The 7,768-nt window shown below is 68.4% G+C and carries 6 protein-coding genes; 2 read left to right on the top strand and 4 right to left on the bottom strand.

Translation table 11 applies throughout. From position 1 onward, the window contains the following. Positions 1 to 52 precede the first annotated feature (52 nt). The gene (locus O1Q03_RS39550; RefSeq protein ID WP_269511497.1) at positions 53 to 1,117 is read left to right on the top strand and encodes a phytoene/squalene synthase family protein; all 1,065 of its coding nucleotides are present in this window, start codon (positions 53 to 55) and stop codon (positions 1,115 to 1,117) included. Positions 1,118 to 1,588: 471 nt separating this feature from the next. Continuing rightward, entirely contained in the window at positions 1,589 to 2,803 is a 1,215-nt protein-coding gene (locus O1Q03_RS39545; protein WP_269511495.1) for a porin, read from the top strand. A 370-nt stretch (positions 2,804 to 3,173) separates the two neighbouring features. On the opposite strand, the gene O1Q03_RS39540 is transcribed toward O1Q03_RS39545, so the two are convergent. The 4 genes from O1Q03_RS39540 to O1Q03_RS39525 all read right to left on the bottom strand — a co-directional run. Then, positions 3,174 to 4,706: an efflux transporter outer membrane subunit gene (locus O1Q03_RS39540; protein WP_269511491.1), complete on the bottom strand. Its 1,533-nt coding sequence runs from the start codon at positions 4,704 to 4,706 to the stop codon at positions 3,174 to 3,176. A gap of 10 nt (positions 4,707 to 4,716) precedes the next feature. Beyond that, complete coding sequence (locus tag O1Q03_RS39535) at positions 4,717 to 5,871, bottom strand: ABC transporter permease (RefSeq protein WP_269511488.1); 1,155 nt, start codon at positions 5,869 to 5,871, stop codon at positions 4,717 to 4,719. Beyond that, the gene (locus O1Q03_RS39530; protein WP_269511485.1) at positions 5,868 to 6,815 is read right to left on the bottom strand and encodes an ABC transporter ATP-binding protein; all 948 of its coding nucleotides are present in this window, start codon (positions 6,813 to 6,815) and stop codon (positions 5,868 to 5,870) included. The genes O1Q03_RS39535 and O1Q03_RS39530 overlap by 4 nt, the downstream gene beginning before the upstream one ends. Continuing rightward, the coding region (locus O1Q03_RS39525; RefSeq protein ID WP_269511482.1) for an HlyD family secretion protein at positions 6,812 to 7,768 on the bottom strand (957 nt) is incomplete at its 5' end. The genes O1Q03_RS39530 and O1Q03_RS39525, both read right to left, overlap by 4 nt.

Below are 7,768 nucleotides of genomic sequence, written 5' to 3'. Positions count from 1 at the left end.
CGCCCGGCGCCCACGGCGTCCGGGCCCCGCGCCGGCCGATTTTTACCGATCCATGACGACTCGAACCGATCCCGCCTACCTGCTCGGCGACCTGCTGAAGAACGTTTCCCGCTCCTTCTACCTGACCCTGCGCGTGCTGCCGGACGGCATGCGCGACCCGGTCGGCCTCGCCTATCTGCTCGCGCGTGCGGCCGACACGATCGCCGACACGGCGCTCGTCGCGCCCGATCGTCGCGCGGCGCTGCTCACCGCGTTGCGCGACGAGATCGAACGGCTTGGCGATGGCGTCGCGCTGTCGCGCGCGCTCGAGGACGTGACGCGGATGCAGACGGATTCGCACGAGCACGTGCTGCTCGGGTCGATGCAGCCGATGCTCGGATTGCTGCGCGCGCAGCCGGCCGCGGACAGCGCATCGATCCGCAAGGTCGTCGCGACGCTGACGTCGGGGATGGAGTTCGACCTGCGCACGTTCCCCGACGAGCAGTCGGGACAGGTCGCGTCGCTGCCGACCCGCGACCTGCTCGACCGCTACACGTATCTGGTCGCCGGCTGCGTCGGCGAATTCTGGACCGACATGACCGGCGCGCACACGAAGGCCGCGCGCGGCTGGGACTTGCCGGACATGCGCGAGAAGGGCATCCGTTTCGGCAAGGCGCTGCAGATGACCAACATCCTGCGCGACTGCGCGAAGGACCTGCGCATCGGCCGCTGCTATCTGCCGGACGACGTGCTCGCCGCGCACGGGTTGTGCGTCGCCGACCTGCTGTCGCGCACCGCATCGGCGCGTGCGCGCGGCGTGCTGTTCGACCTGCTGCGCGTGACGCTCGCGCAGTACCGCGACGCGTGCGTCTATACGCTCGCGATTCCGCGCCGCTTCGTGCGGCTCCGGCTTGCCTGCCTGTGGCCGATCATGATCGGCCTCGAAACGCTCGAACTGCTGGCCGCGCACGATGCGTGGCTCGATCCGGCCAGCCCGGCGAAGGTGCCGAGAAAGCGGATCTACCGGATCATGGCGTCGTCGCTCGCGCTCGTCGGTTCGAACACCGCGATCCGCGCGCGGATGAACGCGCTGGTCGATGCGGTCAACGCACGGATCGCGCAGTCCGCGTCACGTTGAATGCGGCCGGCGCGCCGCGCCGGCATCCTCCTTCGGCCTGCGTTCGCCGGGCCGCTCCCCCGCCTGATCTGCCCCCCGACTGAAACGTTTTCAAGATTTCGTGTCTCGAAATGTGGCTGTCATGAATGTCAGCGATCCTGCCCGCCAGCGTGAATGTCGGCGTGAGTCGCGGTTGCACACTTGTAAGATGTTTTTTCCGGCAGGCGTCTGACGACTTCGGACGGTCGCGTTGCACGAGTAAAAATGTAAAGCTAGGGTTTTCACTGTCAAATGCCGGAGAGGCCCGCTGCGCAAGCGTTTTAGCGTGTTATGTAACCATTTGGTGAACCCGTGCGTTGCGTCGATCATACGATGACCGACTGCGCGTATTGGGAAACAATTGGTAATCCGTCAGAATGCGCCGACATGTACTCGCACATGTGTCATAAAACCACACCAGATAAGAAATCATTCTTTGAGGACGGAGAATCAATGAAAAAGCGCGTCGCTTTCGCCATGACGGCAGTAGGTCTCGCAGCCGCTACCGCAGCCCACGCCCAGAGCAGCGTAACGCTGTACGGTATCGTCGATAACGCCATCGCCTGGCAGAACAACTCGTCGGCAACCGGCGCGACCACGGGCGGTCACTCGAAGGTGCAGATGGCGACCGGCATTTGGGCAGGCAGCCGCTTCGGCCTGAAGGGCAGCGAAGACCTCGGCGGCGGCACGAAGGCGATCTTCCAATTGGAAGCCGGCTTCAACGCGAATAACGGCACGTCGCAATGGACGAACGGCATCTTCACGCGTCAGGCGTGGGTCGGCCTGACCAACCAGACGTACGGTACGCTGACGGCAGGCCGCCAGTACACCGCGTACTACACGCTGCTGTCGCCGTACAGCCCGACGACCTGGCTGACCGGCTACTACGGCGCGCACCCGGGCGATATCGACTCGCTGGATACGAGCTACCGCGCGAACAACTCGCTCGTGTACATGTCGCCGAAGTTCTACGGCTTCACGGTCGGCGGTTCGTACTCGTTCGGCGGCGTCGCAGGCGCGACGAACCGCGGCTCGACGTGGAGCGCGGCGATCCAGTACCTGAACGGCCCGGCAGGCATCGCGGTCGGCTATCAGCGCATCAACAACGCGACGCTGGGCGGCGGTGTGTGGGGCGCGAACTCGACCGCGCAGAACGGTCTGGACGCGAGCGGCAACGGTGCGGAACAGGCCGTGTCGTCGATCAACAACGGCTACAAGACGGCGCAGTCGCAACAGCGCGTCGCGGTCACGGCCGGTTACCAGTTCACGCCGTCGTGGGACATTTCGGCGTCGTACTCGAACGTCCAGTACATCCCGGGCACGGGCTCGACGTTCCGCAACACGGCGATCTTCAACACGGCTGGCGCAGTGCTGCACTGGAAGGCGTCGGCTCAGTGGGACTTCGCGGCAGGCTACTCGTACACGCGTGCGACCGAGTCGAACGGCATCTCGAGCTCGGCCAAGTACCACCAGGTCACGCTGTCGCAGTACTACAGCCTGTCGAAGCGCACGGGCCTGTACGCAGTCGAGGCATGGCAGCACGCGAGCGGCAACACGCTCAACGGCGCGTCGGTCATCTCGGCAACGACGTCGATCGGCGACGGCGTGGGCGCAGGTTCGAAGCAGAACCAGATCGCTGCAGGCGTCGGCCTGATCCACCGCTTCTGATGTCGCGCGGCGCGCGAGCGCCGCTCACGGCATGCGGTACCAAGAAACCGGCCTTCGGGCCGGTTTTTTCATGGGCGGCTCCTTTGCAATCCTGATGAATGCCCGCCATGTTCCGTCGCCAGTCGACGAGGCCCGGCTCCGGTGCTGCGGAGCCGTCCGGCCCATCACTCGGCGGAATCATCCTTCCCGCTCCCCGCGAGCGCGTGGAACAGCGCAGCCGTATCGGCAAGCCGTTACTAGGCGCAATCGGCCTTCCAGCTCCCCCGAGCGCGTGGAACAGCGCCGCCGTATCGGCCAGCCGTCACTCCGCGGAATCGTCCCTCCAGCTTCCCGCGAGCGCGTGAAACACCGCGGCCGTATCGGCCAGCCGTCACTCCGCGGAATCGTCCCTCCAGCTCCCCGCGAGCGCCTGGAACAGCGCCGCCGTATCAGCCAGCCGGTCGGCCTGCGCGCGCGTGCGATCGAGCGCGGTCTGCAGTGCCTGTCGCTGCGCGTCGAGCAGCGCGAACGTGCTGATTCCGCCGGCCGCGTAGCGGTCGCCGGCAATCGCGTTGCCCGCCGCCGCTTCCCGCGCGGCCGTCTCGCGCGCCGCCAGTTCCGACGCATCATGTTCGACCGCGCGCAGCGCGTCGGCCACCTGCTGCAGCGCCTGCAGCACCGTCTCCCGATAGCTCGCGAACGCCGCGTCGTAGGCGGCTTCCGCCGCGCGTTTCTTCGCGCGCAACTCACCGCCGTGAAAGAGCGGCTGAGCCAGGCCGAGGCCGACGTTCCAGACATTCAGCCCGCTGACGATATCCGCGATGCGCGTGCGTTCCGAACCGATCCCCGCCGAAATCGAAAAACGGGGATACAGGTTCGCGGTCGCGACGCCGACGTTCGCGCTTGCCTGATGCAGCATGGCTTCCGCTGCGCGGATATCGGGCCGCTCGCGTGCGAGTGTCGACGGCAGCGCGACCGGGATCGTGCGCGGTAATTCGAGCGCGTCGAGCGTGAAGTCGGGCAACTCGGCGGCGGACGGCGGCGCGCCAAGCAGGATCGCGAGCCGATGGCCGGCCTGTGCGAAGCGAGCCGCGAGCGGCGGCAGCGATGCCTGCGTCTGCGCGAGCAGCGCGCGCTGCGCATGGACATCGGCGCGCGACGCGCCGCCGGCCGCGAAGCGTGCGTCGACGATGCGCAACTGGCGCGTCTGCGCGTCGACGAGCTGCCGCGTGAGCGCGATCTGCTGCGCGAGCGACGCGCGCAGGATCGCGGTCGCGACGACGTTGGCCGCGAGCGTCAGGCGCGCGGCGTCGAACACGTACGCCTGATAGTCGACCTGCGCGCGCAGCGCTTCGAGCGCGCGCCGGTTGCCGCCGAACACGTCGAGTACGTACGACACGCTTACCGACGCGTCGTACAGCGTGAACGGCCCGGGATTCGGCACGTTGGCCGGCAGCCCGAACGCAGCGACGTCGACCTTCTCGCGCGTCGCGGACAGGTTCGCGTCGACGCGCGGCAGCATCGTCGCGCCGGCTTGCGCGGCGTGGTTCTGCCGCGCTTCATCGAGCCGTGCGCGGGCCTCGGCGAGTGTCGGGCTGTTCTGCCACGCGGTATCGACGAGGTGGTTCAGCGGTTCGGAGCCGAACCGCGTCCACCAGCGTTGCAGCGTATGCGCGGCCGGCGCGAACGTTTGTGCGTCGCCCGCTGGGCCGTCGGTGCCTGCCGTCGTGGTTGGCGCTTCATCGCGCGTGTAGTGCTGCGTGGCCGGCGCGTCCGGCGCGCGGAAATCCGGCCCCACCGCGCATCCGGCGACGAGCAGCGCGATGACCGGCAGCGCAGCGGCGGCCAGCGCGCTCGGGCGCGCGGCGCTGGGTGTGAGCGATAGGCGGGAGATGGTGAACGCGCGTCGCGAAGCCGGTTTCATCGCGCGTCCCCTAGTCGAGCGTGCGCCGGTAGAAGCGCAGCGCGACGCCCATCACGACGACGGTGAAGAGTGCGACGGGCCATACGGACGGCCACAGGTCGGCCCATGCGTTGCCTTTGAGCAGGATGCCGCGCACGAGGCGGTTGAAGTAGGTGAGCGGCAGCAGGTTGCCGATGAACTGCGCCCATTTCGGCATGCCCGCGAACGGGAACATGAACCCCGACAGCAGGATGTTCGGCAGGAAGTAGAACATCGCGAGCTGCATCGCCTGCAACTGGTTCTGCGCAAGCGACGACAGCGTGATGCCGACGGTCAGGTTCGCGGCGATGAACAGCAGCGCGGACAGGTAGATCGCGAACGCGCCGCCGACGAACGGCACCTCGAACACATAGCGCGCGGCGGCGAGAATGATCGACACCTGGATCAGCCCGATGAACACGTACGGGACGATCTTGCCCGTCATCACCTCGAGTGGCCGCACGGGCGTCGCGAGCAGGTTCTCCATCGTGCCGCGCTCGCGTTCGCGGGTGATCGCGAGGCCCGTCATCATCACCATCGTCATCGTCAGGATCACGCCCATCAGGCCGGGCACGACGTTGTACTGCGTGATGCCTTCCGGGTTGTACAGGCGGTGCAGCACGACGTCGAACGCGGGCGGGCGGCCGTTCAGGTGTGCGAGCGGGCCGGTCAGGTCCTTGTCCGCGACGGGCTGCACGAGCCCCTGCAGCGCGCCGATCGCCGATGCGGTCGCGACGGGATCGGTCGCGTCCGCCTCGACCAGCAGCGACGGACGCTCTCCGCGCAGCAGCCGCGTCGAGAAATCGGCCGGCACGCTCAGCACGAATTGCACGTCGCCGCGTGCGAGCGCATGCCGGCCAGCGGCTTCGTCGGGCAGCGTCGTGACGATGTCGAAGTAGGCCGAGTTGCGCATCGCGGCGATGAAGCTGCGCGCGAACGGGCTCTGATCGGCGACGATCACCGCGGTCGGCAGATGTTTCGGATCGGTGTTGATCGCGAAGCCGAACAGCGCGAGCTGGATGATCGGCACGCCGACGATCATCGCGAACGTCACGCGATCGCGGCGCAACTGCAGGAATTCCTTCAGCACGATGCTCCACCAGCGTGCGACCGAGAATGCGCCGCGCAGGCTCGCCCGCGCGCTCATGCCGACGCTCCGCCGGCGGGTCCGGGCGCGCGGCCCATCATGTAGATGAACACGTCCTCGAGCCCGGTATCGATCGATGCGACCTGACACGATGCGTCGCCGCAGACCCGTGCGAGCGTCGCGTCGAGCCGCGCTGGATCGCGGCCGCTCACGTGCAGCACCGAGCCGAACACGACCGTCTGGTCGACGCCCGGCATCGTGCGCAGGCGCGCGGCCAGCTCGGCCAGATGCGCGCCGGTGACCACGCGCGTCGACAGGTGCTGCGACGCGACGATCTCCGCCGACGTGCCCTGCGCGAGCAGTTCGCCGTATGCGATGTACGCGAGCTTGTGGCAGCGCTCGGCTTCGTCCATGTAGTGCGTGCTGACGAGCACCGAGATCCCTTGCGCGGCGAGCCGGTGGAGTTCTTCCCAGAAGTCGCGGCGGGCGGCCGGGTCGACGCCGGCGGTCGGTTCGTCGAGCAGCAGCAGTTCGGGTTCGTGCAGCATGCACGCGGCGAGCGCCAGGCGCTGCTTCCAGCCGCCGGACAGCGCGCCCGTGAGCTGGTCGGCACGGCTCGCAAGGCCGAGCCCATCGAGTGCGCGCGCGACGGCCGCGCGGCGATCGGGCATCCCGTACACGCGCGCGACGAAATCGAGATTCTCGCGGATCGACAGGTCTTCCCAGTACGAGAAGCGCTGCGTCATGTAGCCGACGCGCCGCTTGATCTGCGCGCTGTCGCGCACGATGTCGTAGCCGAGGCAGGTGCCGCTGCCCGAGTCGGGCGTGAGCAGCCCGCACATCATCCGGATCGACGTGGTCTTGCCGCTGCCGTTCGGCCCGAGAAAGCCGAAGATCTCGCCGCGTGCGACGCGCAGCGACACGTCCTTCACGACGTGCTTGTCGCCGAACCGCTTGTTCAGGCGGTCGACGTCGATCGCGTACGGAGCCGGCTGCGCGTTCATCGCATCCTCACGGCGACGGGCTGGCCCGGGTGCAGTTTCGGCGCATCGGCGAGCGCGGGGCGCGCCTCGACCATGAACACGAGCTTGGTGCGGCTTTCGTTGCTGTAGATCACCGGCGGCGTGTATTCGGCGTTGCTCGACACGTACGTGATGCGTGCGGGCACGTCGGCCGCACAGCCGTCGCAATGGATCGCAATCGTGCGCCCCGGCGCGAGCGATGCAATCGCGGCCTCCGGCACGAAGAAGCGCACCTTCAGGTTCTGCGGCGGCAGCATCTGCACGACCGGATTGCCGGCCTGCACCCATTCGCCGACGCGGTACAGCGTGTCGTACACGCGCCCGGCGGCCGGTGCGGCCACGCGCTTCTGGTCGAGCTTCCACTGCGCTTCGGCCACGGCCGCCTGCGCGGCATCGACCTGCGCGGCCTGCGCGGCGACCTGCTGCGCACGGCCCGGCAAGCGCGCGACGTCGACCTGGTTCTGCAACTCGCGCATTTGCGCGGCAGTCGTCTGCGCGGCCGTGCGCGTATCGTCGAGCTGCTGCTTCGACAGGCCGCCGGCCGCGTACTGGCGTTCGTCGCGCGCGAGTTGCGCGGCGGCCCGCGCCGCCTGCGCACTGGCCTGAGCGAGTTGCGCGCGCGTGACCGCGACTTCCGGCGGCCGCTTGCCGGTCTGCAGGTCGGCAAGCTGCGCGCGGGCGGCCGCGAGCTGATGTTGCGCCTGCTGCAGCGCGGCCGTTTCGCTGACCGCGTCGAGCGCAAACACCGGCGTACCGGCCGCGATGGCCTGCCCGCGTTCGACCGACAGCTGCGTCAGCGTGCCCGCCTGCGACGACGACAGGTACACGAATTCGCCTTCGACATAGCCCTGGTACGCCGCGGCATCGTCCGCCGGCCGTCCGCACGCGGCGAGCAGCGCGCCGGCGGCGGCGAGCGCGAGCGGCAGCGCGCGGGC

It is taken from the genome of Burkholderia sp. IMCC1007, from assembly GCF_027257875.1.
GTDB lineage: Bacteria > Pseudomonadota > Gammaproteobacteria > Burkholderiales > Burkholderiaceae > Burkholderia.
This window is presented reverse-complemented; position numbering and strand designations above follow the sequence as displayed.

Coding starts and splice junctions, on each gene's coding strand:
- O1Q03_RS39535 (WP_269511488.1), bottom strand. CDS start 5,871: ATGAGCGCGCGGGCGAGCCTGCGCGGCGCATTCTCGGTCGCACGCTGG.
- O1Q03_RS39545 (WP_269511495.1), top strand. CDS start 1,589: ATGAAAAAGCGCGTCGCTTTCGCCATGACGGCAGTAGGTCTCGCAGCC.
- O1Q03_RS39540 (WP_269511491.1), bottom strand. CDS start 4,706: ATGAAACCGGCTTCGCGACGCGCGTTCACCATCTCCCGCCTATCGCTC.
- O1Q03_RS39530 (WP_269511485.1), bottom strand. CDS start 6,815: ATGAACGCGCAGCCGGCTCCGTACGCGATCGACGTCGACCGCCTGAAC.
- O1Q03_RS39550 (WP_269511497.1), top strand. CDS start 53: ATGACGACTCGAACCGATCCCGCCTACCTGCTCGGCGACCTGCTGAAG.